The organism is Brucella ciceri, assembly GCF_041930145.1.
GTDB classification, from domain to species: Bacteria; Pseudomonadota; Alphaproteobacteria; order Rhizobiales; family Rhizobiaceae; genus Brucella; species Brucella intermedia.
In genome coordinates this window covers 327511-354250 of record NZ_JBHEEV010000001.1, presented here as the reverse complement: position 1 = coordinate 354250, position 26740 = coordinate 327511, and the positions used below count along the sequence as shown (strand labels likewise).

Genomic DNA, 26740 nt, shown 5'->3' with positions numbered 1-26740 from the left:
GCGGCTACTCCGCCTGAGCCTCGATATTTTCCATATCGTCGTCCGACAGGCCGAAATGGTGGCCGATCTCGTGAATCAGCACATGGGTGATGATATCGCCCAGCACTTCTTCATGTTCGGACCAGTAGTCGAGGATCGCGCGACGATAAAGCGTGATGCGGTTCGGACCTTCGCCGGTCTGCAGGCTGAAACGTTCGCCGATGCCGCGTCCTTCAAAAAGGCCGAGCAGGTCGAAAGGCGTTTCCAGCCCCATATCCTCGATGATCTGGTCGTCAGGAAAGTCGGCGATCTGGATGATGATGTCGCCGCACAACGCACGAAACTCCTGCGGCAGATGCGCAAGAGCTTCAATCGCGATGGATTCGATTTCGTCCAGCGAGGGCGAAAGACGTCCCGCCCAGTCGCCGCTTTGATCTTCTCGGGCCATTCCAGCCAATCGTGTCCTATTCACTTGTGCAGGCCGCCAGACCTGCAGCCGGGCGTTCTGGCGGGCATTCTGGCCGAGTATATATAGCGCATGCCGTCATTATGCCCAGGGACGCTGTTCGGCGCGCTTGGCCTCGAATGCGTCGATGCTGCCAGCCTTTTCCATGGTCAGGCCGATATCGTCCAGACCGTTGAGCAGGCAATGGCGCTTGAAATCGTCGAGGTCGAAGGAAATCGTGCCGCCATCGGGCCCGTGAATTTCCTTGGCTTCGAGATCGATGGTGAGGGTTGCATTAGCGCCGCGCGAAGCGTCGTCCATCAGCTTGTCCAGATCTTCCTGGCTGACCTTGATCGGCAGAATGCCGTTCTTGAAGCAGTTATTGTAGAAGATGTCGGCGAAAGAAGTCGAGATCACGCAGCGGATGCCGAAGTCGAGCAGGGCCCACGGCGCATGCTCGCGCGACGAACCGCAGCCGAAATTGTCGCCTGCGACGAGAATCTGCGCGTTGCGGTACCCCGGCTTGTTCAGGACGAAATCCGGGTTTTCCGTGCCGTCTTCGTTGAAGCGCATTTCGGCGAAAAGACCCTTGCTCAGACCCGTGCGCTTGATCGTCTTCAGGTAATCCTTCGGAATGATCATGTCCGTATCGATGTTGACGATCGGCAGGGGGGCGGCGACGCCCGTGAGCTTGGTGAACTTATCCATGTCCTGAACCTGTCGGTTGGGAATTTGCAATTTGCAAACTGGTTTACATCAGCTTGACCGAGAGTCAACGTTTGAGGCCGAAACTGCCCAATAGGTCGCAACTCCCGACCCGTCTTGCGATTTATCCGGCGCGCTTGCAAGCACGCCGGATAGTTCGACTGTCGGGTTATGCGCATAATCCTGTCTGTAAACCGCGTCAAGGTTTGCGGATCATGCGTATGCGATGCAATTTGAGCAATTATCAGACGTTCAACGCGATGCCGCCGGTCTCGCTGCCGGTCAGGCGGCGGGATTTCCCGTCGGTGCCGACAACAGCCGTGACGCGCCTGCGCAGCATCGAAAGGTTGGGCGAAACCGCCACATTGATAGCCGGATCGAACTGAAGCGTGATACGCCACAACTCCGGCTTGATCGTTTCCTCGACCGCGATAATGCGGGCGTCGAACGGCGTGGTGTGAAACAGGCCGGTGATGCGCTGGCCGACGCGGTAAGGCGCGGTATCGTCCTGCATGGATGCGGCTTCAACCTTGCTGCCATTGGCGGCAAGTGTGTTCCAGTCACGCTTGCCGGACTGGCGCGCCACGAGGTCGAGGGCCTTGCCGTGGCTGATGGCGATGCCTTCCTCGCTCAAAGCCTGCCGCAGACGGCGGGCCTGATGCTTGAAGTCAACATTATTGGTCCCAGCGATGATAGCTGTGGTCATTGTTTTCGCTCCTGATTGTGAGCGGCGTTTTCATGAACGGGTGCCCGCATTGCCGTTTCTGCCGTCACCGGAACAAAAACGAAGTTTCAGAATGCTTTACCATGGCTTGGAAGCTGCGGGCGGCAGGTGCATTCAACCGAAGGCCGGAAAATAGGCAGCCGTGATGCGGATTTCAAGTCCCTTTCCGGGAAGGCTTGCGGGACCACGCCGAACGCTTCGGGACCTTGCGCGTTTACACGGTTCGGTGCACAAATCGGGACATGAAAACCATTGTTCGCCCCCGCCGTTCCGTCCTGTTCGTTCCTGCTTCCAATGCCCGCGCCCTGGAGAAGTCGCTGACGCTGCCGGCGGATTGTGTGATCTACGATCTGGAAGATTCCGTAGCGCCCGATGCAAAGGTTCCGGCGCGCGATGCGCTGGCGGCGCATTTAGCAAACCATCCGAAGGCAGGCTTCGAACGGGTCGTGCGGGTGAATACGGCAGAAACGCCGTGGGGCAAGGACGATGTTGCGGCGGCTGCGAATATGGGCGCGGATGCGATCCTTCTGCCCAAGGTCGAACGTCCGCAGGATATAATCGACGCAGCCAACCGGCTTGATCGCCATGACGCCGATCCGGCCGTTGGTGTCTGGGCGATGATCGAGACGCCAAGGGGCATTCTCAACGCCGACGAAATTGCGGTTCTTGGACATCGTTCGGCAGTGCGGCTTGCCTGTTTTGTCGTCGGGCCGAATGATATCGCGCGGGAAACGGGTGTGCGTCCGCAGCAGGGGCGACCCTATCTGATCCCCTGGCTGATGCAAATCGTTCTTGCCGCGCGCGCTGGCGGGATCACCGTGCTTGACGGCGTTTATAACGATTTTCGCGACAGCGTGGGTTTCGAGGCAGAATGCGCCCAAGGCGCTGCCATGGGTTTTGACGGCAAGACGCTCATTCACCCGGGGCAGATCGAAGCGGCCAACCGGGCATTCTCCCCGAGCGAGGAGGAAGTGGCACACGCCCGCCGCGTCGTTGAAATCTTTGCCCGCCCTGAAAATGCCGATAAGGGTGTCATCTCGCTGGACGGGCAGATGGTCGAGCGCCTGCATCTTCAGATGGCCGAGCGCGTGCTCGCCAGAACCGGCGTGAAGTTATAACAGAGGAAGTAAAAGCATGAAGTTATACCGTTTCATTACAGGCCCGGACGATTCCGCTTTCTGCCATCGCGTCACGGCGGCGCTCAACAAGGGCTGGCAGCTTTACGGCTCGCCGACCTACGCCTTCAATGCCGCCACGGGTGTCATGCATTGCGGCCAGCCGGTGGTGAAGGAAGTCGACGGCGTCGATTACACGCCGGACATCAAGCTCGGCGAATACTGATGACTGTGCGCCGCATCGTTGCCAATATCGCGGCCGGCGACCCGGCGGCGGCAAAGCGCTTCTACAGCGACTTGCTGGGCCTCGATGTGGCGATGGATTTCGGCTGGATCGTCACCTATGCCGCGGATGCGCAGGCACGGGTGCAGGTGAGCATAATGAGCGAAGGCGGGTCCGGCACGCCGGTACCCGACCTTTCCATCGAGGTCGATGACGTCGACGCCATGCTGGAGCGCGCGATCGCGCTGGGATTTCCCGTAGAATACGGCCCGGCGGATGAGGAATGGGGCGTGCGCCGTTTCTTCACGCGTGATCCCCATGGGCGGCTCGTGAATATCCTGACCCACAAGAATTGAAAAAGGCCGGTTTCCCGGCCTTTTGCTTTGGTTCTAGTTCAAGCCGCGCTTTTCAATCATCGCGTCCGGTGTCGGCATCTTGCCACGGAAGGCCTTGTAAAGCTCTTCCGGGTCGCGGCTGCCACCGGCGGCATAGATATGCTGCTTAAGCTTCGCTGCCAGTTCCGGGTTGAAGGCATCGCCGGTTTCCTCGAATGCCGAAAACGCGTCTGCGTCCAGCACTTCCGACCACATATAGGAGTAGTAGCCCGCGGAATAACCGTCACCGGAAAAGACGTGGGTGAAGTGCGGCGTGCGATGGCGCATGATGATCGCATCCGGCATGGAAAGCTTTTCCAGCGTCTTTACCTCGAAGGCGAGCGGATCGGCGATCTTTTCCGTGCCGGTGTGGAATGCCATGTCCACCAGCGCGGATGAAGTGAACTCGACCGTGTTGAAACCTGCATTGAAGGTGCGGGCTGCGAGAACCTTGTCCAGAAGCGCCTTCGGCATGGCCTCGCCGGTGCGATAGTGCACGGCGTATTTTTCGAGGACCGCCGGAACGGTGAGCCAGTGTTCGTAAAGCTGCGACGGAAGTTCCACGAAATCGCGCGAAACGGCAGTGCCGGAAACAGCGGGCCAGGTCACATCCGAGAGAAGCCCATGCAGCGCGTGGCCGAATTCGTGGAACAGGGTGCGTGCGTCGTCGAGCGAGAGCAGGGCCGGTTCACCGGCCTTTGGCTTGGCAAAATTCATCACATTGTAGATGATCGGCTTCTGCCCGCCATCGAGCTTGTGGCTCGATTGCAGCGAACTCATCCATGCGCCTGAACGCTTCGATGTCCGGGCGAAATAGTCGCCAAGGAACAGGCCGCGTTCGCTGCCATCAGCATTGAGCACCTGAAACACGCGCACGTCCGGATGCCATGCGGCGATGCCTTTCTTTTCCTCGAAGCGGATGCCGAAAAGGCGTTGAGCGACGTCGAAGGCGGCTTCGATGATCTTTTCAAGCTGCAGATAAGGCTTCAGTTCCGCTTCATCGAAGGCGAAGCGTTCGGCACGCAGTTTTTCCGCATAGAAGCGCCAGTCCCACGGTGCGACCTTGTGATTGCCGCCATCGCCTGCGATCAGCCGTTCGAGTTCGACTTCTTCCTCACGGGCCTTGGCGCGGGCCTTGTCCCAGACCGGTTCCAGCAGGTTCATGACTGCCTTGGGCGTCTTGGCCATGGTGTCGTCAAGTTTGTAGGCGGCAAAGTTGGCGTAGCCGAGCAGATGCGCCTTGCGCTCGCGCAGTTCCACCATTTCGCGCACGATGTCGCGATTGTCGCTTTCACCGCCATTTTCACCGCGCTTTGCCCAGGCGTTGAACGCCTGTTCGCGGAGTGCACGGTTTTGCGAGAAGGAAAGGAACGGCTCCACAATCGAGCGCGACAGCGTGACGGCCCATGCATCCGGTTTGCCGCGCTCGGCGGCAGCACTCTGCATGGCGTTTTTCAGGAAATCAGGCAGACCCGCGAGGTCGGCTTCATCGGTGATGAACAGCGCCCAGCTTGATTCATCCTTCAATACGTTCTGACCAAAACGGGCGCCAAGCCCGGCGAGCTTTTCATTGATGCCGGCAAGTTCCGTCTTGCCCGCTTCATCAAGCTTCGCACCCGAGCGGACGAAACCTTTCCAGGTCTTTTCAAGGACCCGTCTGGTCTCGGTGTCGAGATCCAGCATGTCGCGGTTTTCATAAAGCGCGTCGATGCGGGCGAAAAGCGCCGGGTCCATCATGATGCGCGAATAATGACGCGACATTTTAGGCGCGATTTCGCGCTCCAGCGCCTGGATCGTGTCGTTGCTGTGCGCACCGGCGCGCAGCCAGAAAATGGCTGACACGCGGTCGAGCGCCTTGCCGGTCAGTTGCAGGACTTTGAGTGTGTTTTCGATGGTGGCGTCTTCGGTCGCCCCGGCGATGGCTTCCACTTCCGCGAGGTCCTCAGCCAGCGCCACATCGAAGGCAGGTGCGAAATCCCCGTCGCCGAACGCGGTGAAATCCGACAGGCCCAACGGTCCGCTCCAGTCTGTCAGCGCGTGATTGTGGGCGGTGTTGTCGGACATGATGAACTCCGGTTCGGATGGTGTTGATAAGCTGAACCAGATTTAGGCGCTGCCTTGCATGCCGGCAAGGGCAAGTTGTCGTTATGACAGGCTGCGGGAAAACCGTTCTACATTATCCGTCAGGGCTTGACTTTATGGGCGACCAAGCGCAAATCACGCCCGCAGCCGAATTTCTGCGGCAGCATTTTCAACCGGAGTTTTATTCTCTTATGCCAAGCGACAGTCACAGTCGATTGTTTCAGCCGTCAAGGCAGTTCGTGATCTGATCGCTCGCGGTCGGCTTGCACGGTCTGCCTTTGACGGCGGATCGACAGAAAGGCAAGCCCATGACCGACAACAACTTCTTCCCGGAAGTACTCAATGTTGCCGACCTCCCTGCTGCTGCCATCGCAAGCCGCATTGCGGACATGCGTACCGGCGACGCAGTGGAACTCGTTAACGAACTCGATGCCGATGATGCAGTCGCCGTCATCGCACAGCTTTCGCACGAAGATGCCATCCGTCTGCTCGATCAGCCGGAACTGCACCGTGCCACCGAAATCATCGCCATGCTTCCGCCCGGCCTTGCAAGCCTCCTGCTTGACGGCATGTCGGCGGACCGTGCAACCGACGTTTTTCAGGAACTGGAAGACGATGACCGCGCGGGCCTGTTTCCCATCCTCGCGCCTGAAACCAAGGTCGCGCTGAAGAAACTGATGGGCTATCCGCCGAACACGGCGGGTTCGCTCATGACCATCGAATTCATCGCGGTGCCTTCCAACTGGAATGTCGGCCAGACGCTGGATTATATCCGCAAGGTCGAGCGCACGCGCGAAACGGTTTATGCCATTTATGTCGTCGATCCGGCCAGTCGCGTCCTGTTGGGCGTGGTCAGCCTTCGCCGTCTTATTATCCGCCAGCCGGACGAACCGATTCTGTCCATCGCGCGGGATGACGAGCCGATCACGATTTCCCCGCTGGCAAGCCGCGAGGAAGTCGCCCGGCTTTTCCGCAAGCACGACCTTCTGGCCGTGCCCGTGGTGGATGAGAGCCGCCATATCATCGGCATCGTGACCGTCGATGACGTGCTTGACGCCATGACCGAAGAGGCAAGCGAGGACGCTTACCGTTTCGGTGGCATGGAGGCGCTGGACAAGCCCTATATGCGCATCGGCTTCGGCGAGATGCTGAAGAAGCGCGCCGGCTGGCTCGGCATCCTGTTCCTCGGCGAAATGCTGACGGCAAGCGCCATGCAGCATTTCGAGGCGGAACTGGAAAAGGCGCTGGTGCTGACGCTCTTTATTCCGCTCATCATGTCTTCGGGCGGCAATTCCGGCTCGCAGGCAACGTCGCTGATCATCCGCGCGCTTGCCTTGCAGGAAATCAGGCTCAAGGACTGGTGGCGTGTCGCGCTGCGTGAAATTCCGTCCGGTCTTGCGCTCGGCAGCTTTCTGGGTTGCATCGGCATTCTGCGCATCATCGCCTGGCAGACGCTCGGCATCTACGATTATGGCGAGCACTGGATGCTGGTGGCGCTCACCGTGGGCATGGCGCTGGTGGCCATCGTCACCTTCGGCTCGCTGACGGGCTCCATGCTGCCATTCATCCTGCAAAGGCTGGGTTTCGATCCGGCCAGCGCATCGGCGCCGTTCGTCGCCACACTGGTCGACGTGACGGGTCTCGTCATCTATTTCAGCGTGGCGATGGTCATTCTGTCCGGTACGCTTTTGTAAGGCCAGCCATGGGCGTAACAACGACATGCCCTAATGAGTACAAAAAACTGTCAAATTGACAGTGTAAAAACGCAATGAAATCCGGGTTTTTCGGGTTAATTGAGGGGCAGTTTCGTGCTGCCCCTTTCTAAAATGCAAAAAAACCTGTAAGAGCGCTGCATTGTTTTTCCGCGCGGGTCTGTTGGCGCGGCTCCCAACTCATATAGAAGTGATCTCCATATGGAATTGCGTAATATCGCTATTATCGCACACGTCGATCATGGCAAAACAACTCTGGTCGATGAACTCCTGAAGCAGTCCGGCTCGTTCCGCGACAACCAGCGCGTTGCAGAACGCATGATGGATTCCAACGACATCGAAAAGGAACGCGGGATCACCATTCTCGCCAAGGCCACTTCGGTTGTCTGGAAAAATACGCGCATCAACATCGTCGACACGCCGGGCCACGCCGATTTCGGCGGTGAGGTTGAGCGTATCCTCTCGATGGTGGACGGCGCTATCGTTCTCGTCGACGCTGCCGAAGGCCCGATGCCGCAGACGAAGTTCGTCGTCGGCAAGGCGCTGAAGGTTGGTCTGCGTCCGATCGTTGCGATCAACAAGATCGACCGTCCGGATGGCCGTCATGAGGAAGTCATCAACGAAGTGTTCGACCTCTTCGCCAATCTCGATGCGACCGACGAACAGCTCGACTTCCCGATCCTTTACGGTTCAGGCCGTAACGGCTGGATGGCGCTGAACCCGGAAGGTCCGCAGGACGAAGGCCTCGCACCGCTGTTCGACCTCGTGCTGAAGCACGTTCCGGCACCGAAGGTTGCTGAAGGTCCGTTCCGCATGATCGGCACGATCCTCGAAGCCGATCCGTTCCTGGGCCGCATCATCACCGGGCGCATCCATTCCGGCTCGATCAAGCCGAACCAGGCCGTCAAGGTTCTCGGTCAGGACGGTTCGCTGCTCGAAAATGGCCGTATCTCGAAGATCCTCGCTTTCCGCGGCATCGAGCGCCAGGCCATCGATGAAGCGCATGCGGGCGACATCGTCGCTATCGCCGGTCTTTCCAAGGGTACGGTTGCCGACACATTCTGCGACCCGTCCGTGAGCGAACCGCTCGCCGCACAGCCGATCGATCCGCCGACCGTGACCATGTCCTTCATCGTCAATGACAGCCCATATGCGGGCACGGAAGGCGACAAGGTAACGAGCCGCGTCATCCGCGACCGCCTGCTCAAGGAAGCTGAAGGCAATGTCGCGCTGAAGATCGAGGAATCGAACGAAAAGGATTCGTTCTTCGTTTCCGGACGCGGTGAATTGCAGCTTGCAGTTCTGATCGAAAACATGCGCCGCGAAGGTTTCGAGCTTGGCGTTTCGCGTCCGCGCGTCGTCATGAAGGACGGCGAGAACGGCGAAAAGCTCGAGCCGGTGGAAGAAGTCGTCATCGACGTCGATGAAGAATATTCCGGCACGGTCGTGCAGAAGATGTCCGAACGCAAGGCCGAAATGGTCGAACTGCGTCCTTCGGGCGGCAATCGCGTTCGCATGGTGTTTTACGCTCCGACCCGTGGCCTTATCGGCTATCAGTCGGAACTTCTGACCGATACGCGCGGCACGGCGATCATGAACCGCCTGTTCCACGACTATCAGCCATACAAGGGCGAAATCGCTGGCCGCAACAACGGTGTTCTGATCTCCAACGATCAGGGTGAAGCTGTCGCCTATGCGCTGTTCAACCTTGAAGATCGCGGCCCGATGATCATCGACGCTGGCGTCAAAGTCTATCAGGGCATGCTGATCGGCATTCACAGCCGCGACAACGATCTGGAAGTCAACGTGCTCAAGGGCAAGAAGCTCACCAACATCCGTGCCGCCGGCAAGGATGAAGCCGTGAAGCTCACCCCGCCGATCAAGATGACGCTGGAACGCGCCCTGTCGTGGATTCAGGATGACGAGCTGGTGGAAGTGACGCCGAAGTCCATCCGCCTGCGCAAGCTCTATCTTGACCCGAACGAGCGCAAGCGCTTTGAAAAGAGCAAGTCGAGCGCTGCATAAGCCCGACAGCATAAAGAAAACGGCGCCTTCGGGCGCCGTTTTTATTTGAAATTATCTCGTCTAAACCGCGCTGCCGCACGGCATTGCCGCCCCTTGCCCTTCGAGACGCCGCCTGCGGCGGCTCCTCAGGATGAGGGGCTTGCGTAGCGGCCAATCTCAAGCACAGGTTCGTCGCCCTGTCGCCAAGCTCAGGGCTCAGGGCGCGCGTGGGGCGGTCCTCAGTATGAGGAGCTGGTGTGCGTGAAGCGCTTACCGTTCTCCGCGACGATAGGGCTGCATCAGCGCCTGCGGAACACGTGCGCGCCGCGCCATGACGATGAGCGCCACGATCGACATGATGTAGGGGATCATCAGGAAGAGCTGGTAGGGCACGGCCTTGCCGTAGACCGTCTGTAATCGAAGCTGGAACGCATCGAACAGCGCGAACAAAAGCGCGCCGACAAGCGCACGCGCCGGTTTCCACGAGGCGAAGACGACAAGTGCGATACAGACCCAGCCGCGCCCCTGCATCATGGTCGGGAAGAACGAGTTGAAGGCGGAGAGCGTAAGAAATGCTCCACCGACAGCCATAAGCGCGCTGCCGAACATGATCGTGAAAATGCGCACACGGATCGGGTTGATGCCCTGCGCTTCCGCTGCATGCGGGTTTTCGCCGGTCATGCGGATGGCAAGGCCGAGCGGCGTGCGGAAAAGCACGTAACCGAGCAGAAGCGCCAGCGGAATGGCGATCCAGGTCAGCGCCGTCTGCGTGCCAAGCACCTGTCCGATGAACGGGATTTCCGCAAGCCATGACGGATTGAGCGGCTGAAAAGGCGTGATGGACGGCGGTGTCGAGGACAGCGGCACCAGAAGCCGGAACAGGAAATAGCTGAGGCTCGATGCAAAGAGCGTGATGCCGAGGCCCACCACATGCTGCGACAGGCCGAGCGGCACGGTGAGCGCTGCATGAAGCAGGCCGAACAGTGCGCCGGAAGCTGCCGCAACCGCCACGCCGGTCCACAGGTCGGCGCCGTTGAACACAGTCAGCCAGCCGATCATTGCGCCGAAGGTCATGATGCCTTCAATGCCGAGATTGAGTACGCCCGCCCGTTCGCAATAAAGCGCGCCGAGCGTGCCGAAGATAAGCGGTGTTGCGATGCGCAGGACCGAGACCCACAGGCCGGCGGAGAGAAGAATATCCATCAGCTCGTTCATCGGGCGATCCTGTATTGTGTGAAAAACAGAGCGACCAGCATGGTCAGGAGCGACAGCGCGACGGTGACATCGGCGATGAAGCTCGGAATGCCGATGGCGCGGCTCATGCCGTCGGCGCCGACAAACATGGCGGCAGCAAAAAGTGCAGAGAAGATCGCGCCGATGGGGTTCAGATTGGCGAGCATGGCGACGATGATGCCGGAATAGCCGAAGCCCGGCGAAAGATCGGTCGTGACGTAGCCTTTCACGCCCATGACCTGTATCGCGCCTGCAAGCCCCGCAAGGCCACCGGAAATGCAGGCGACCTTTACCAGCGTCCTTGCCAGCGGGACACCGGCAAAGCGCGCGGCGCGCGGATTGAGGCCCGCAGCCTTGGTTTCAAGGCCGAAGACGGTTCGCTTCTGCACATAGGCGATGATGAGCGCCAGGGCGATGGCTATCACGATGCCGATGTGAAGCCGCATGCCGGACATGATTTTCGGCAGCACCGCCGCGTCCGGTACGGGCTCGGATTGCGGCCAGCCAAAGGCGAGGGGGTCTTTCATCGGCCCTTCGATCATCATGGATACGATAAGCACCGCCACGAAGTTCAAGAGCAGCGTCGTCACAACCTCGTCGACGCCGAAGCGCAGGCGAAGCCCGAGCGGGATGAGAAGAAAGATCATGCCTGCAATCGCACCGACGATCAGCAGAAGCGGAATGAGAATGGCGGCTGGAAGCTGCAACTGCGTGCCGCAGGCGACGACCGCCAGCGCACCCATGTAGAACTGGCCTTCGGCACCGATATTCCAGAGTTTGGAGCGGAAGGCGACGGCAGCGGCCAGACCGGTCAGCATCAAGGGCGTTGCGCGGGTGAGCGTTTCGGTGATCGAAAGCTTGTTGCCGAAGGCACCGATGGCGATCTGGCGGAAGGATTCCAGAACCGGCGCACCGGCGGCGGCGATCAGCAGGCCGGCAAGCACGAAGGCGGCGAGAACGGCGATGACCGGTGCGGTTGCCACCAGTGCCACGGGCAGGGTTTCGCGTCGTTCGATACGCATCAGTTCAGCCCCTTCAATTGCTTGAGCATGATCTTATCTGAAAACCGCTTCACACTTTTCGGGATCATGCTTTGCCCCATTCACCTGCCATCATCAGGCCCAGTCGTTGCGCGTTTGCTTCCCCGGCATCGATCGGGGGCGAGAGCCGACCTTTGACAATCGCTTGAACACGATCCGCCAAGCCAATGATTTCATCCAGATCTTCGGAGATGAGCAGCACCGCCGCACCCTTGGCGCGCGCTTCCAGAATGCGGGCGTGGATAGCCGCTACTGCGCCTTCGTCAAGGCCGCGCGTCGGCTGTGCCGCGATCAGGATACGCGGGGCGGTTTCCAGATTGCGGCCCAGAATGAGCTTTTGCATGTTGCCGCCGGAAAGCAGGCGAATGCGGCTGTCAGGCGTGCCGCCGCGCACATCGAAATCCTTGATGATACGATCGGTAAACTCGCGCGCTGCCGCGCGGTTGACCAGAAGACCATTGGAGAATTGCCGGTCGCGCACGCGCTCCAGCACAGCATTCTCCCAAAGCGTCAGATCGCCGATTGCGCCTTCCGCATTGCGGTCTTCCGGAATGCGGCCCACACCTTCGGCCACGAACTGGCGGGGGTCGAATTTCGTCACCGTCTGCCCGAACATGACAAGTTCACCGCTTGCCGGCTGGCTGAGGCCGGAAACGAGGCGTCCAAGCGCTGCCTGCCCATTGCCCGACACACCGATGATCCCCAGCGTTTCACCGGCGCGAACGTGAAAGTCGAGGTCAGAAAGACGGGTTGCGCCGTCCTCCACAACCGTTGCATTCCGTGCTTCCAGCAGGGTTTCGCCGGGCGTGGAAGCGGCGCGGGAAGGGCGCGAGACGCGGCGGCCGACCATCAGTTCGGCCAGTTCCTCCTTGGAGGTTTCGGAAGCCTTGCGTTCGGCCACAAGCTTGCCGCCGCGCAGGACGACCACGCGGTCGGCGGCGGACATGACTTCATGCAGCTTGTGAGAAATGAAAATCAGCGACAGACCCTGCCGCGCCATCTCTTTCAGCGTGGCGAACAGGTTTTCGGCTTCCTGCGTGGTGAGAACCGCCGTCGGTTCATCCAGAATGAGGATATCGGCGTCGTTATAGAGCGCTTTCAGAATTTCGACGCGCTGCTGCTCGCCTACCGAGAGATCGCCAAGCCGCGCATCGGGATCGACCTGCAATCCGAAGCGTTTCGCGATTGCGGCGATCTTGGTGCGTGCGGGGCCGTGCGCGGATTTGAGCTTCCAGAGGCTTTCCGTGCCGGTGATGATGTTTTCAAGCACGGTAAGATTGGGCGCGAGCGTAAAATGCTGGTGCACCATGCCCACCCCCGCCTCGATGGCGGCGCGGGGCTTGCCTTGCGGGATTTCCTCGCCCTTGACGAACACACGGCCTTCATCCGGCACATAATGGCCGAACAGGATGTTCATCAGCGTGGTCTTGCCAGCGCCGTTTTCCCCGAGGAAAGCGAGAATTTCGCCGCGTCCGAGCTTCAGCGAAATATCGTCATTGGCGGTCAGGGGACCAAAGCGCTTTGTTATGTTGCGAAGTTCGAGGACGGTTGAAGACATGAAGCGGGCCTGAAAAGCGGGAGCCGGTTTTGCGGATTGTTATCCGAACCAGAAGGCGCGCCGGTGCTGGAACAGGTGTCAGGCACCGGCGCGAGGCGTGATTATTTCGGCTCTTCGGCGTTGAGCTTGAGCGTGAATGCGCCCGATTTGATCTCGTTGCGACGCGCTTCCATCTTCGCTTCGGCTTCCGCCGGTGCGACGCCCTTGACGTAGATGATGTCGTTGCCGCCTTCCTTCATCATGCTGAAAGGCGTGTAGTCCTTGCCTGCGGGCTTTCCAGCCTTCACGTCTGCGATTGCAGCATTAAGGATCGGCCCGAAGTTCCAGATTGCATTGGCAAAAACCGTGTCGGGATAACGCGGCGTATAGTCGGTCAGCGAGCCGATGGCCTTGATGCCGCGCTCCTTGGCCGCGTCGGCCGTGCCGATGCGCTCGCCAAACAGGATGTCGGCGCCGGAATCGATGGCCGCAAGGCCTGCCTCGCGTGCTTTCGGCGGGTCGAAGAAGGTGCCCATGAAGGACGCGACGAACTTCGCGTCCGGACGCGTTTCGCGCACGCCGTCCTGAAAGGCGTTGATCAGCATGTTGATTTCCGGGATCGGCACTGCGCCGACGGAACCGAAGATGCCGGACTTGCTCATCGCGCCCGCCAGCATACCGGTGAGATAGCCCGCTTCGAAATTCCAGGTGCCGAAGACGCCGAAATTGTCGCCCTGCGGCTTGCCGGAAGAGCCCATGACGAAAGCCGTCTGCGGATAGTCGCCCGCAACCTGACGCGCTTCGCGTTCCACGGCATAGGATTCGCCCACGATCAGCTTGATGCCCTGTTCGGCATATTCGCGCATGGCGCGGGGATAGTCGCTCGCCGAAACACCTTCCGAGAAGACATATTCGATCACGCCTGCGTCGTTGGCCTGTTTCAGGGCTTCATGCAGGCGCGAGTTCCAGGCATTTTCCACCGGCGAAGCGTGGATGCCCGCCACTTTCAGTTTTTCATCGGCGGCGAAGACCCGGCTGGTGATCGCCGTTGCGCCCAGTGCCGCCGACATTGCAAGAATATCGCGGCGGGTGAAGTTGGATGTCTTGATGATTTTGGTCATTTGGTCTGGGACCCCTCATGTGTGTTTTCGGCGCGCGGGTGCGCGCAGCCGGTTGCTTCGTTTTGACGTGCGGATTTGATGAGCAACGATTTCCATCATTGCCCAAACCGCCTTTAATTCAAGAAGATTCTAAAGCTGGCCGACTGGTGCGTAGTCAGCTCCGTCAACCGAAGACGGGCGGCCTTCGAGGTTGAGCGCGCTTACGCGCTGCGGGGTTTCGGCGATGATCTTGCCGCGCTTCACGACCTTGAGGCGGTTCGCCTTGAGGCGCAGCGCTTCGATCGGATCGCGTGCCTGCAGCACCACGAAATCGGCATTGCAGCCCTTGGCGAGACCATAGCCTTCCAGACCGAGCGCCCTGGCGGAGTTGACGGTCAGCGCGTCGAAAACCTGTCGCTTGCCCTCGATGGACGTCATCTGCGCGACATGGATCGCCATGTGGCCGACTTCCAGCATGTCGCCGGAGCCCATCGAGTACCACGGGTCCATGACGCAGTCGTGGCCGAAGGCGACGTTGATGCCGGCAGCCATCAGCTCCGGCACGCGGGTCATGCCGCGGCGCTTCGGATAGGTGTCGGCGCGTCCCTGCAGCGTGATGTTGATGAGCGGGTTCGGAATGGCGTTCATCTTCGCTTCCGCGATCAGCGGAATGAGCTTGGAGACGTAATAATTGTCCATGGAATGCATGGAGGTGAGATGCGAGCCGGAAACCCGGCCCTGCAGTCCGAAGCGCATGGTCTCAGCCGCCAGGGTTTCGACATGGCGGGACATCGGATCGTCGCTTTCGTCGCAATGGATATCGACCGGCAGGCCGCGTTCGGCGGCGATGCGGCAGAGCGCTTCCAGCGAGGCTGCGCCGTCGACCATCGTGCGCTCGAAATGCGGGATGCCGCCCACGACGTCGAGGCCCATGTCGAGCGAACGGTTGACGAGATCGACCGCGCCCGGCGAACGGTAGTAGCCGTCCTGCGGGAAGGCGACCAGTTGCAGGTCGATGTAAGGCTTCACCTTCTCGCGCACTTCGATCATCGCTTCAGCAGTGAGGAGGCGCGGGTCGCTGACATCGACATGGCTGCGGATCGCAAGCAGGCCCTGGCTGACGGCCAGATCGCAATAGCGCAGCGCGCGTTCGACCATGGCTTCCACGGTCAGCATTGGCTTCAATTCGCCCCACAGCGCGATGCCTTCCAGAAGGGTGCCGGACCGATTGAGGCGCGGCAGGCCGAGCGACAGCGTCGCGTCCATGTGGAAATGCGGGTCGACGAAAGGCGGGGTTACGAGCCGGTTTGTCGCATCGATTTCCTGAGCCGCCTGATGCTCTCCCGTGGAAGGCACGATATCGGCAATCTTGCCATCCTTGACCAGAATGTCCTGCTTCTCGCGACCGTCGGGGAGATTGGCGTTTCTCACGATCAAATCGAACATCGGCGGGACCTTTCCTCTGGGTATGCAAGAACCGAGCCCAAAAAGATGGGCTCATTTTTGAATTGCCTTATACCCTATAACCGGTGGGCGCAATGCCGGGAAATGCCAAAACCCAATGAGTTTGGCTCAGCGAGTTTTGGGCAGGCCCGTGCGGCGATTGCGCATTTTCCGGGCGTGATGCGCCAGCATGCCGGTGCCCTGATATAAGGTCGGCAGGGGTCGTCATTCTCAATGGAAAATGTTAGGGCGCAAAGGATGATATTTTCGGGATTGCCATGTTCACGATCAGCCGCGTTGAAACCTTCAGTCAGGAGATCAGGAAAAGCCGGTTTCTTGCCATTGCCGCGCCTGTTGCGAACGAGCAGGCGGCGAAGGATTTTTTGAGCGAGCATTCGGACCTTGCCGCCAACCACAATTGCTGGGCGTGGCGCATGGGGCAGAACTACCGGTTCAGCGATGACGGCGAGCCGAGCGGCACGGCGGGCAAGCCGATCCTGCAAGCCATTGACGGCCAGCAGCTCGACAATATCGTGGTGGTGGTGACACGCTGGTTCGGCGGCATTCTGCTCGGCAGCGGCGGCTTGATGCGCGCCTATGGCGGCACGGCCGCGACCTGTCTGCGACAGGCCGAAAAGACCGAAGTCATTCCGCTGGTCGGCTTTCATTTTGCCTGCGATTTTTCCGATCATGCGCTTTTGAAGGCGCGTCTCACCGCGGTTGAAAATCTCGCCATCACCGAAGAAAACTTTACCGGAACGGGCGTCGAGCTTGCAGGCCTCATGCCCATTGCCGCGCAGAACGATCTTTCAAGGCTGGTGACCGACCTGACACGCGGAAAGACTGTTATCAAGTTTGATGATTAGCACCTAGAGCGGTTCCTATTCTAACAGAATCGCCGGAACCGCTCTAACTATTTGTTTTGTCGCATTATCCAACGCAAAACCGTTTCACACTTTTGCTGGAAATGCTCTAGACCCGGCTCGTATATTGCTGGCGCTTGTTCTCATACATCAGCAGGTCGGCGCGTTTCGCGACGGTTTCCAGCTTTTCGCCGGGCGTGCTGGTGGCCGTGCCGATCGAAAGATTGAGCTTCAGCTGGGAATAATACTGGTTGTTGATATCGACCAGCCGCTGGATGTCCTCGACCATCGCTTCCGCACCGCGCTCGTCCACATAAGGCAGCACGACCGCAAATTCGTCGCCGCCGATGCGGGCTGCATGGCCCGGCTGCCTTACCGCTTCGTTCAGCACTTCGCCAAGGCGCCGCAACAAGCCATCGCCTGTCGCATGGCCCCATTGATCGTTGGCGGCCTTGAGGCCGTTGAGATCGATGATGATGATCGAGATCGGCGCATGGCCCTTGCGCTCGAGCCGGTTGAGTTCATCGACATAGAAGGCGCGGTTGTGCAGCTTTGTCAGCACATCGTGCTTGCCGAGATATTCCAGATAGGCTTCCGCCTTTTTGCGGGCCGTAATGTCGGTGAGCGCGACCTGCACCAGCGACCAGTCCTGCTCATGCCCAGGCAGGACAGAGAATTGCAGCAGCACATGCCGCTCGGTGCCGTCGAGCGCATAATTGACCACCTCGCGGCGCTGGAACAGCACGCCGTTCCACAGGTCGATCAGTTGCTCGCGGAATGATGCCTCCATCTCGTCCTTGAAGATGTGCGGCAGGTTCTGCAGCAGGGTCTTCTTGTCCGGCGCGAGGAAGAGGGCGAGCGTTTCGGAGTTGATTTCGAGCACGCGGATCTCGCTCATGCACTGACGCACGAATTCTGGATGCACGTCGGTGAACACGCGAAAATCGACGATCCCGCGCTGGCGCACATCGTCCATCAAATGCTTGATGCGGCTGAAATCCTCGACCCAGAGCGAAACCGGCGAATGCTCGAAAAGCCCCTGCGCATGCTGCTTGTGGCGGTCCTGTTCGCGGCGGGCATCCTCGCGGGCGGTCACGTCCTCGATGGCAAGCAGGACGCGCTCCCAGGTGTGTTCATAGCCGGGCAGCACGACGCCCTTGAGCTGGATATCAAGCCGCTTGCCCTTGAGCGTATAGTTGATGGTATCGCTGGAAAAGGCGTTGCCGCCCTCCCAGAGCTGCACCATCTCTTCGATATGCGGGTCCAGCATGTCGTCGCGGAACACGCGTTCAAGATTGGTCACCAGATGGTCGACGCTATCGGCCTCGAAGAGCGAAAGCGTCTTGCGATTGACCTTGAGAACGCGGATATGGCTGGTGCAGATGCGCAGCCGGGTCGTGTCCTCATGCAGGAAGGCCCTGAGATCGGTAACGCCAAGCGCACGCCATTCCTCGAACTGCTTGCGCAGGCCGCTATAGTCCTCAAGCCACAGGGAGATTGGGGCGAGGTCAAAAATATTGGCGCTGTCGCTCAGGGCAGACTCGATATTCATGGATTCCGTTCCAACTTTTTGCCGAAACACGTGTCCAGATGGAAAGCCGTCTCACAATGTCCGGGATGCGTTGTCCGTCCCATCGGGAAAAGCCGCGATGGTTATTGGGAGGGCCTTATATTACGGTTATCTTGGATAGACTAGTGCGGCAAATCCGAATTTCGTACAACTTTGGAGCAGTGTTGCTAAGGAATTTCGGTTTCAAAGCCACCGCACTGGCGGCTTCCTGAGCTTGAAAAAAGAACGGGCGGCCCGCTGGACCGCCCGTCATAAAGCGTCAAACTCGATTATTCAGTTGCTGATCGGCAGCCGGTGACGGACGAGCGTCGTCCAGTAGGAGCAACCCCAGGCGATCACATCATCGTTAAAGTCATATTTCGGATGATGCAGATTGGCGCTGGGGCCGTTGCCGATATTGATCATCGCGCCCGGCACTTCATTGAGCATGAAGGCGAAGTCCTCGCCGCCAAGCGTCGCCGGCATGTCGCGGGTGACGCGTTCCGCGCCGGCCACCGCCTCGGCGGCAATCGCTGCAAGTTCCGTTTCCTGCTCGTGATTGACCGTCACCGGATAGTTGCGCTGGTAGTCGAGCGTCGCCTTTGCGCCGAAAGCATCGGCAATGCCCTGCACGGCGCGGGTCAGCTTTTCCTCGATATGGTTGCGCACTTCCTCGCGCAACGTGCGGACAGTGCCGGTGAGGCGGATTTTCTGCGGAATGACGTTGAACGCGTCGCCGCCCTGAATGGTGGTGATGGAAATCACGGCGGAATCGAGCGGGTCGATGGTGCGCGCCGTCAGCGTCTGGATCGCCTGAATAAGCGCTGCGGTCACCGGGATGGGGTCAATCGTCTGGTGGGGCGAAGCGGCATGGCCGCCGACGCCCTCTATGGTGATGTCGAGAACATCGACCGATCCCATGATCGGGCCGGAATTGATGGTGAAATGGCCCACTGCGAGGTTCGGACGGTTATGCATGCCATAGACTTCATTGACCGGCCAGCGCTTGAACAGGCCGTCATCGATCATCGCCTTTGCGCCCGCGCCGCCTTCTTCGGCAGGCTGGAAGATCACGATGACCGTGCCGTCAAAGGCGCGGCTTTGCGCCAGTTCGCGGGCAGCGCCCAGAAGCATGGTCGTGTGGCCGTCATGACCGCAGGCATGCATCTTGCCCGGCACTTTCGACGACCATTCAGCCCCGGTTTCTTCGAGGATCGGCAGCGCATCCATGTCGGCGCGCAGGCCGATGGCGCGGCCGGAGCGGTTCGACTGGCCGCGAATGACGCCGACGACGCCGGTGCGCCCGATGCCTGTCACCACCTCGTCGACGCCTGCGGCGCGCAGCGCTTCGGCCACCTTTTCGGCGGTACGGTTGACGTCATAGAGCAATTCCGGATTCTGGTGCAGGTCGCGGCGGAATGCGACCAGTTCCTCGATCTGGTTTGAAGTCCAGTTTTCAACCGGCATGTCAGGCTTCCCCGTCTTTCGTGTCGTTCTGTTCAAGGCGATAGCGGAAATCGCAGTGGCTGGCGCCCTTCATGATGGTCTGCGTGCGCTCCAGCTTCATGGCCGGGTTGTAGCCGATGCAGAAATCGCCATCGCGATTGCATGACAGCAGGTGACCGATATGGCCAAGCCCCATGTCGCGATACATTTCCGAATAGCGGCAGCGCGTGACGTTGAAATCGAAATGATCTTCGCCCTGCGAAATAACATCGATTTCCAGCGCGTTTTCCTTCGTCCACAGCGGCTGGATATCGGCGAAATCCTGTATCGTCGGCGTGCGGCCCAGCTCATCGGCAAAGCTCTTGCCCTGTTCGATTGCCGAGCGGCTGACTGCCTCGCCGATTGCGGCCTGCGCTTCGTCCTCACCGGAACGCTCGCGAATGACTTCGTAGACGTTCTTGAGAACCAGCGCTTCGATGCGGCGACGTTCGAGAATTGACATTTGATTCATGGACCTGACCTTTCACATGAACATTGAAGAAGCGGATTTACAGGTTCGGTTCCGAGAGATCCTTGCGCCGAAGCCATGCGAGATAGAACGGCGCAATCTTCCGTGCGACCTTGTGAAAAGGCAACGGCGCAGGTTCCGAGACGGGAAGCGCAAGCTCCTGCACAGGCTCGCCATCCAGCGCGCGCGCAAACTCCCGGCCAAGCGATGTGCCAAGCGCCACGCCGCGACCGTTGCAGCCGATCCACGCCCAGCCATTGGGTCCGAGCTGATGGACACGCGGGAAACGATCCCACGTCATGCCGATATAGCCGCTCCACACATGGGTGATTTCCGGCTCGCCCAGCGCTGGAAAGGCTTCCGCCATGTTGCGCGCCGTCTTGCGCCTGACGCGCTCCGCCACGTTGAAATCGCCCATCACCACGCCGCCGGTAATGAGCCGGTTGCGGGCATCGTAGCGGAAGAAGCGCAGGTCCCCGCGTGTATCGGAAACCGCCTGCCGTCCGGGCAGGATGGTTGCGCGCAGATTGTCGCTGACGGGCGCTGTCGCCATCTGCCACGAGAGAACCGGCACGATGGTGCGGGCAAGGCGCGGGGCCAGCCCCTCGCGCAACTCGCCGGTATAGGCGTTGGTGGCGAGCAGGAAGCCCTTGGCGCGCACGGTGGCGCTTGCGGTCTTCACCTCCCAGTGGTCGCCCGCTCGGGCATAGGAAATGACCGGGCTTTGCTCGCGGATGATTGCGCCGTGGCGCTCGGCGGCGGCTGCAAGCCCGCGAGCAAATGCCAGCGGATTGATATGACCGCCGGTCGGGTTGAACATGCCGCCATACCAGAAATCGCTGCCCAGCAGACGCGATGTCGCGGCGCGGTCGAGAAATTCTGCCGGGAAGCCGAAACGTTTCCATGCTTCCACGCGGGTTTGCGACAGCTTCACCCGGCCCGGCGAATGAGCGGGCTGGAACCAGCCGTTCTGTTCGGCTTCGGCATCGATATTCTCATCGCGCACGATGGAGAAAAGAATATCGGCGCTGTTGCCGATCAGTCTGGCGAAGCGTTCGCCCGACGCGCCGTAGCGTTTGGCGATTGCATCAGGTTCCGCCGAGGTCATGGTGGGGATCACCTGGCCATTATTGCGGCCCGATGCGCCCCAGCCGACGGCATTGCCTTCCAGCAGGATGACGCGCTTCCCGCGCTTTGCCAGATGGAGTGCAGCCGAAAGCCCCGTAAAACCGCCGCCGACGATGACGACATCGGCTTCCGCGTCCGTTGTCAGCGGCGTGGCCGGGGTGCGAGCCGGGGCGGTTGCAGCCCATATGGAGGGTGGAAATTCTACTTTTTGCATGGCTTCACGCATGTTCCAAACGAGGCGGTGTCCAGCCCTTGCCGGGAATGGAGGCAAGCAGGCGCTGTGTATATTCATGTTGCGGATTGGCGAAGACTTGCGCCGTTGACCCGGCTTCGGCGATCTCGCCCTTCGACATGACGATGATGCGGTCGCAAAGCTGTGCTGCAACGCGCAGGTCGTGCGTTACGAAAAGCAGCGACAGGTTGAGCCTTTCGCGCAGGTCGGCCAGAAGACGCAGCACCTGTGCCTGCACCGAAACATCGAGCGCGGAGACCGGTTCATCCGCGACGATGATGCGGGGTTCAAGCGCCAAAGCGCGGGCGATGCCGATGCGCTGGCGCTGTCCGCCTGAAAACTCATGCGGGAAACGGTCGGCGGCAGCGGGCGAAAGCTCGACCAGCTCCAGCAATTCGCGGGCTTTCGCGTGTGCCTGTTCCTTCGGCACGCCATGGACGATCGGTCCCTGCGCAATGAGGTCCACGACACGGCGGCGCGGGTTGAGCGAGGCCATAGGGTCCTGAAAGACCATCTGGATGTCCTTGCGCATGGCGCGGACTTCCCGCGGGCTGGCGCTCAGAAAATCCCTGCCATTCACATCGACCTTGCCGCTATCGGCTTCCAGCAGGCGGGTGACGATGCGCGAGACGGTCGTCTTGCCGGAGCCGCTTTCACCGACGACGCCCAGCGTTTCCCCCTGGCGCAACTCGAACGAAAGGTCCTTCACGGCGGACACGGCGCTGCGTTTGCCGGTGAGCAAGCCGCCGCGCGCCTTGAAGGTCTTGCGCAGGGCGGTCGCCCTCAGAATGATCGGCTGTTCAAGAGACGGTTTGACTGGCGGCGGGGTGAGCGCCGGAACCGATGCGATCAGCGCCCTGGTGTAAGGGTGCTGCGGGTGGTTCAGCACTTCGTTGGCCGGACCTTCCTCCACCAGTTCGCCAAGCCGCAGCACGGCCACGCGGTCGGCGATTTCCGCCACCACGCCGAAGTCGTGCGTGATGAACAGAATGCCGGTATTGTGCTCGCGTTGCAGGTCGCGGATCAGTTTCAGGATTTGCGCCTGCGTGGTCACGTCGAGCGCGGTTGTCGGCTCGTCGGCGATTATGAGGCGCGGTTTCAGGATCAGCGCCATGGCGATCATGACACGCTGGCGCTGCCCGCCGGAAATCTGGTGCGGATAGGCGTTATAGGCGGATTCCGGGTCCGGAATCTTCACTTCTGCTAGCATGTCCAGCACGGCGGCGCGGCGCTCCTTGCGGCCGAGTTTCGTGTGCAGGCGCAGCACCTCATCGATCTGCCAGCCGACCGTCTTCTGGGGATTGAGCGCGGTCATCGGCTCCTGAAAGATCATGCCGATGCGGTTGCCGCGCAGCTTCTTCATATCCGCTTCGCTGAGCGAATAAAGATCGGTGCCTTCGAGCCTGATCGTGCCATGGGTCACGTGCACATGCGGTTCCGGCAGAAGGCGCATAATCGCACCCGCCGAAAGCGATTTGCCGGAGCCGCTTTCACCGACGAGGCAGACGATCTCGCCGGGATTGATGGTTAGCGAAAGGTCCTGCAAGGCAAAAGGCCGGTCGGCGCCTTTCGGCAGCGCGATTTGCAGGTTTTTGATTTCAAGAACAGGTGCGGCCGTCATTATTTCTTCTGCCTCGGATTAAGCGCGTCGTTGAGGCCCTCGCCGAGCAGGCTGAAGGACAGGACGGTAAGCAGAATGGCGATGCCGGGAATGACCGAGCAGAACCAGTCGGTGCGCAGCACGGCGCGGCCCTGGCCGATCATGTTGCCCCAGCTTGCATAGTTCGGATCGCCGAGACCAAGAAAGGCGAGCGCGCTTTCCATCAGGATGGAGGTTGCCATCACTACGGATGCGAAGACGATCACCGGCGGCAGGGCATTCGGCAGGATTTCGCGGAAGATGATCGAGACATTGCCGACGCCCAGATTGCGTGCGGCGTCGATGAATTCGCGCTTGCGCAGCGCCAGAAATTCGGCGCGCACCATGCGGGCAGGCGCTGTCCACGAAACGATGCCGATGCAGATGATGATGTTCTCGATGGACGAGCCGAAGATCGCCACCAGTGTCAAAAGCAGCACGAAGCTCGGCACGGTCTGGAAGGCTTCGGTGATGCGCATCAGAACGTCGTCCACCCAGCCGCCGTAATATCCGGCAAGCGCGCCGATGATGATGCCGATCACGATGGAAATCAGGGTGGCCACCACGCCGATCAGCAGCGAGATGCGTGCGCCATGGAAGATGCCCGCCATGATATCGCGGCCAAGCTGGTCGGTGCCGAGCGGCGTTGCCGCGTTGAGGAACGGCCAGACGAGCGGATCGCCAGCGCGCCGCAGCGGATCGCCGAGCGCAATGATATCCGCCAGCAGTGCGATCAGGACCACGGCGATGAAGAGGACAAGGCCAAGCACGGCGGCGCGGTTGCGGCTGAAGCGCTGCCACAGAATTTTCGTGCGGGAGACCTGCGGGCGAGTGAGGGAGAGGTCCTGGGAAGTCATGACAGTTCGATCCTGGAATCAAGCCGCGCATAGATGAGATCGGTGATGAAATTCACGATCACCACCAGCACCGAGCACAGGAAGATGATGCCCATCAGCGTGTTGAGGTCGCGCTTGATCACGGAGGTGTAGGCAAGCTGGCCGAGGCCGGGCAGCGAGAAGATCGTCTCGATCACGACCGAGCCGCCGAGAACGGTGGAAAATTGCAGGCCGAGCAGCGTGACGACGGGCAGGAATGCGTTGCGCATGATGTGATGGAACATCAGCCTTGCGCCGCTGGCGCCCTTGGCGCGCGCTGTGCGCACATAGTCGAGGTCGGCCACTTCCAGCACGCTGGTGCGCATCAGGCGCATGTAGAAGGCAAGATAGATGAGTGACAGCGCCGTTGTCGGCATGACGAGGTGGACGGCAATATCCCAGACATTCTTCCACCCGGTATAGAACCCGCCCAGCGTCTTGTAGCCGCCGACCGGCAGCCAGCCGAGCTTGACGGAAAAGATGAACATCAGGATGAGGCTGAGGAAGAAGCTTGGCATGGCATAGAAGACGAGGCCGAGCGTGGAGATCGCATTGTCGGTGAGCGAATAGGCGCGTCGCGCCGCAAAAGCGCCGAGCGCGATGCCGAAAATGAAAGCCACCGAAAGCGAGGAAACCATCAGCAGGAGGGTCGGCACGAGGCGGGCCATCAGCACGTCCAGCACCGGCTGCTCGTAGACATAGGACCAGCCGAAATCGAACTGCGCCAGCTTGGTCATGTAGATCCAGAGCTGCGTCCAGACCGGCTGGTCGAGGCCATATTCGGTGCGCAGATTGGCGACGAATTGCGGGTCGGCGCCGCCCATATCGCCGACAAGCGCGTCCACCGTGTCGCCGGGGGCAAGCTTGATCAGCAGGAATGACCCGATCATGATGAGGAGAATGACGGGGATCGCCTGCAAGATACGTCGCAGCGCAAAGGTCAGGATCGGGGGCAGGGGCATTGCGGATTATCCTGCAAGATATTCATTTCGGCATTGATTTAAGAGAGAAGCCGCTGCCGGATGACCGGCAGCGACTGCCTTTGGCTTATTGGTCGATCCACAGGTCATACCAGCTGGAAGAATCCCAGCGCGGCGTGTTGTGGTGGTTCTTCAACACCTTGTTGGTCACGCCGACGAACGGATGTTCGATGGCGAAGATGACCGGCAGGTCCTTCATCTCAAGCTGCTGGATCTGATGATAGAGATCGGCGCGCTTGGTCGGATCGAGTTCCGACGCGGCCTTGTCGATCAGGCTGTCCATTTCGTCGGACTGGTAGCCGAACTGGTTGGACCATGCCGTGCCGACCGGAGCGCCGGAGCGCAGCCACACCGTGGTGGAAACCGCCGGGTCGGAGCGGAACTGGTGCCAGCCATTGGCGGTGTCGAAGTCATGATCGCGATAAACGCCGTTGAGGAAGCCCGGTGCGTCATTGGTGAGGATTTCGACATCGATGCCGACTTCCTTCATCGCCTGAGCGTAATATTCAGCCCAGAGCTGCGTATATTCGCCCCATGGTGCCGGGCGATGGCGCAGCTTGAAGCGGATGCCGTTTTCCTTGACGGGGTATCCGGCTTCGTCAAGCAGTTTCTTTGCCTTTTCAACATCATACGGGTAAGTCTGAACCTGATCCGTATAGTTGGCACCGCCGGTGCTCGGGATCGGGCCACGACCCGGCTTGGCATAGCCGCGCATGATCGTCTTGATCGCGAAATCGATATCGAGCGCGTGGTAGATCGCCTGACGAACCTTCAGATTGGAAAGGATCGGATTGCGCAGGTTGAACTCGATTGTCGAGTGGGCGACGTTGTTTTCAAAACCCTTGGTGCCGGTATCGAAGCGGCCATCCTTCTGGAGACGCTCGGTATCCGACATGGAAATGCCGTTGAAGGCGGTTTCCATCATTTCACCGGCCTCGAGCGCCGCCGCAGCCGCTGCCTTGTCCGGCATGAAGCGCCAGATGATGCGGTCGAGGTAAGGATATTCCTTGCCGCGCCAGTAATCTTCGTTGCGCTCGGCAATGATGTGCTGGCCGCGTTCATATTCGACGAACTTGAACGGCCCCGTGCCAACCGGCGCGGCGTTGTACTTGTTCTTCAGAACATCCGTGCCTTCATAAAGATGCTTCGGCACGGGGTGGCCGAGATCTGGCATGGCGGCGACCAGAAGGTCGAGCGGCATCGGCTTGGAATAGCGGAACACCGCCGTGTGCGGATCGGTGCAATCCACGGCTTCGAGATTGGCCTGAAGCGTCGTCGAATAGTTGAGCAGCTTCTTCCAGAGGTTCATCGCGCTGTACGAAACGTCATCGCAGGTGAAGGGCTGACCGTCATGCCAGCGCACATTCTCGCGCAGCTTGAAGGTGATGGCCTTGCCGTCTTCCGAGGACGACCAGCTTGTGGCCAGAACCGGCACATAGCCCTCATAGGTGCGGTCAATCAGCGGCTCCATGATGCGGCCGGTAATCTGATAGACGCCGGTGGAGGCGCGCAGCGCAGGGTTGAGTACACCCTGTTCGGTGTTCATATGGACGATGACAGTGCCGCCGCGCTTGACTTCTTCGGCGTGCGAAGACACCGCCGCAAGCGAAAACGCCGCAACAAACAGGCCAAGGCCAGCTTTTCTGATATGCATTCTCTGTTCCCCTGAAGGACGTTGAGGGAGGGCTTTCCAGCCTCTTTTCCCGCACGTCCCAATATTGTGCAAGCCCCTGAAATTGCAACGAAATGCCGCTTCAGAGGGTCGTTATTGTATGCAAGCATTGATATGCTAGATTCCGTGGCG

General features: G+C 60.0%; 23 protein-coding genes. 6 read left to right on the top strand and 17 right to left on the bottom strand.

The window, feature by feature from the left end; all coding sequences use genetic code 11:
* Nucleotides 1-4: 4 nt before the first annotated feature.
* The 3 genes from JNC63_RS01550 to JNC63_RS01540 form a co-directional block, all read right to left on the bottom strand.
* A complete protein-coding gene (locus tag JNC63_RS01550; protein ID WP_006472228.1) occupies nt 5-427 on the bottom strand; it encodes a metallopeptidase family protein in 423 nt (140 codons plus the stop codon).
* Between the two features lie 99 nt (nt 428-526).
* The gene (gene leuD / locus JNC63_RS01545; protein ID WP_006472229.1) at nt 527-1132 is read right to left on the bottom strand and encodes a 3-isopropylmalate dehydratase small subunit; all 606 of its coding nucleotides are present in this window, start codon (nt 1130-1132) and stop codon (nt 527-529) included.
* Between the two features lie 241 nt (nt 1133-1373).
* Nucleotides 1374-1835 carry a glyoxalase superfamily protein gene (locus JNC63_RS01540; RefSeq protein WP_075041557.1) on the bottom strand — a complete coding sequence of 154 codons (462 nt, stop codon included), beginning with the start codon at nt 1833-1835 and terminating at the stop codon, nt 1374-1376.
* 260 nt (nt 1836-2095) lie between these two features.
* Between JNC63_RS01540 and JNC63_RS01535 the strand changes: the two genes are divergently transcribed.
* From JNC63_RS01535 to JNC63_RS01525, 3 genes are read left to right on the top strand one after another with little or no spacing between them, the layout of a single operon-like run.
* Nucleotides 2096-2971, top strand: coding sequence for an HpcH/HpaI aldolase/citrate lyase family protein (locus tag JNC63_RS01535; protein WP_075041556.1), 876 nt, complete (start codon nt 2096-2098; stop codon nt 2969-2971).
* Nucleotides 2972-2987: 16 nt separating this feature from the next.
* Nucleotides 2988-3194, top strand: a complete 207-nt coding sequence (locus JNC63_RS01530; protein ID WP_002965766.1) for a DUF1737 domain-containing protein — start codon at nt 2988-2990, stop codon at nt 3192-3194.
* Entirely contained in the window at nt 3194-3547 is a 354-nt protein-coding gene (locus JNC63_RS01525; RefSeq protein ID WP_075041555.1) for a VOC family protein, read from the top strand. Before JNC63_RS01530 ends, JNC63_RS01525 begins: the two co-directional genes overlap by 1 nt.
* Before the next feature lie 33 nt (nt 3548-3580).
* On the opposite strand, the gene JNC63_RS01520 is transcribed toward JNC63_RS01525, so the two are convergent.
* Nucleotides 3581-5629, bottom strand: coding sequence for a M3 family metallopeptidase (locus JNC63_RS01520; RefSeq protein WP_075041554.1), 2049 nt, complete (start codon nt 5627-5629; stop codon nt 3581-3583).
* Between the two features lie 326 nt (nt 5630-5955).
* Here JNC63_RS01520 and mgtE point away from each other — a divergent pair, with 326 nt between their 5' ends.
* Both mgtE and typA read left to right on the top strand, forming a co-directional pair.
* Entirely contained in the window at nt 5956-7341 is a 1386-nt protein-coding gene (gene mgtE, locus JNC63_RS01515) for a magnesium transporter (protein ID WP_006472231.1), read from the top strand.
* A gap of 219 nt (nt 7342-7560) precedes the next feature.
* Nucleotides 7561-9384: a translational GTPase TypA gene (typA, locus tag JNC63_RS01510; protein WP_006468571.1), complete on the top strand. Its 1824-nt coding sequence runs from the start codon at nt 7561-7563 to the stop codon at nt 9382-9384.
* Between the two features lie 249 nt (nt 9385-9633).
* On the opposite strand, the gene JNC63_RS01505 is transcribed toward typA, so the two are convergent.
* The 5 genes from JNC63_RS01505 to JNC63_RS01485 all read right to left on the bottom strand — a co-directional run bounded on the left by JNC63_RS01505 (nt 9634) and on the right by JNC63_RS01485 (nt 15719).
* Entirely contained in the window at nt 9634-10578 is a 945-nt protein-coding gene (locus tag JNC63_RS01505; RefSeq protein ID WP_075041553.1) for an ABC transporter permease, read from the bottom strand.
* Nucleotides 10575-11618, bottom strand: coding sequence for an ABC transporter permease (locus tag JNC63_RS01500; RefSeq protein ID WP_075041552.1), 1044 nt, complete (start codon nt 11616-11618; stop codon nt 10575-10577). Before JNC63_RS01500 ends, JNC63_RS01505 begins: the two co-directional genes overlap by 4 nt.
* 64 nt (nt 11619-11682) lie before the next feature.
* Nucleotides 11683-13194, bottom strand: a complete 1512-nt coding sequence (locus tag JNC63_RS01495) for an ABC transporter ATP-binding protein (protein ID WP_075041551.1) — start codon at nt 13192-13194, stop codon at nt 11683-11685.
* A gap of 101 nt (nt 13195-13295) precedes the next feature.
* A complete protein-coding gene (locus JNC63_RS01490) occupies nt 13296-14294 on the bottom strand; it encodes a BMP family protein (protein ID WP_021585589.1) in 999 nt (332 codons plus the stop codon).
* 129 nt (nt 14295-14423) lie between these two features.
* Nucleotides 14424-15719 (bottom strand): amidohydrolase family protein, encoded by a 1296-nt coding sequence (locus JNC63_RS01485; protein ID WP_075041550.1) that lies wholly within the window; start codon nt 15717-15719, stop codon nt 14424-14426.
* Between the two features lie 275 nt (nt 15720-15994).
* Here JNC63_RS01485 and JNC63_RS01480 point away from each other — a divergent pair, with 275 nt between their 5' ends.
* On the top strand, nt 15995-16582 hold the full coding sequence (locus JNC63_RS01480; RefSeq protein ID WP_075041549.1) for an IMPACT family protein: 588 nt from the start codon (nt 15995-15997) through the stop codon (nt 16580-16582).
* A gap of 106 nt (nt 16583-16688) precedes the next feature.
* Here JNC63_RS01480 and JNC63_RS01475 read toward each other — a convergent pair whose 3' ends face one another.
* The 8 genes from JNC63_RS01475 to JNC63_RS01440 form a co-directional block, all read right to left on the bottom strand.
* Nucleotides 16689-18131: a sensor domain-containing diguanylate cyclase gene (locus JNC63_RS01475; protein WP_075041548.1), complete on the bottom strand. Its 1443-nt coding sequence runs from the start codon at nt 18129-18131 to the stop codon at nt 16689-16691.
* 291 nt (nt 18132-18422) lie between these two features.
* Entirely contained in the window at nt 18423-19595 is a 1173-nt protein-coding gene (locus JNC63_RS01470) for a M20 aminoacylase family protein (RefSeq protein WP_075041547.1), read from the bottom strand.
* Between the two features lies 1 nt (nt 19596).
* Nucleotides 19597-20085, bottom strand: coding sequence for an L-2-amino-thiazoline-4-carboxylic acid hydrolase (locus JNC63_RS01465; RefSeq protein WP_006468580.1), 489 nt, complete (start codon nt 20083-20085; stop codon nt 19597-19599).
* A 37-nt stretch (nt 20086-20122) separates the two neighbouring features.
* Nucleotides 20123-21424 (bottom strand): NAD(P)/FAD-dependent oxidoreductase, encoded by a 1302-nt coding sequence (locus JNC63_RS01460; RefSeq protein ID WP_075041582.1) that lies wholly within the window; start codon nt 21422-21424, stop codon nt 20123-20125.
* 4 nt (nt 21425-21428) lie between these two features.
* Nucleotides 21429-23063, bottom strand: a complete 1635-nt coding sequence (locus tag JNC63_RS01455) for an ABC transporter ATP-binding protein (protein ID WP_075041546.1) — start codon at nt 23061-23063, stop codon at nt 21429-21431.
* On the bottom strand, nt 23063-23938 hold the full coding sequence (locus JNC63_RS01450; protein ID WP_075041545.1) for an ABC transporter permease: 876 nt from the start codon (nt 23936-23938) through the stop codon (nt 23063-23065). Before JNC63_RS01450 ends, JNC63_RS01455 begins: the two co-directional genes overlap by 1 nt.
* Entirely contained in the window at nt 23935-24918 is a 984-nt protein-coding gene (locus JNC63_RS01445) for an ABC transporter permease (protein ID WP_075041544.1), read from the bottom strand. Before JNC63_RS01445 ends, JNC63_RS01450 begins: the two co-directional genes overlap by 4 nt.
* An 85-nt stretch (nt 24919-25003) precedes the next feature.
* Nucleotides 25004-26590 carry an ABC transporter substrate-binding protein gene (locus tag JNC63_RS01440; protein ID WP_075041543.1) on the bottom strand — a complete coding sequence of 529 codons (1587 nt, stop codon included), beginning with the start codon at nt 26588-26590 and terminating at the stop codon, nt 25004-25006.
* Nucleotides 26591-26740: the final 150 nt, after the last annotated feature.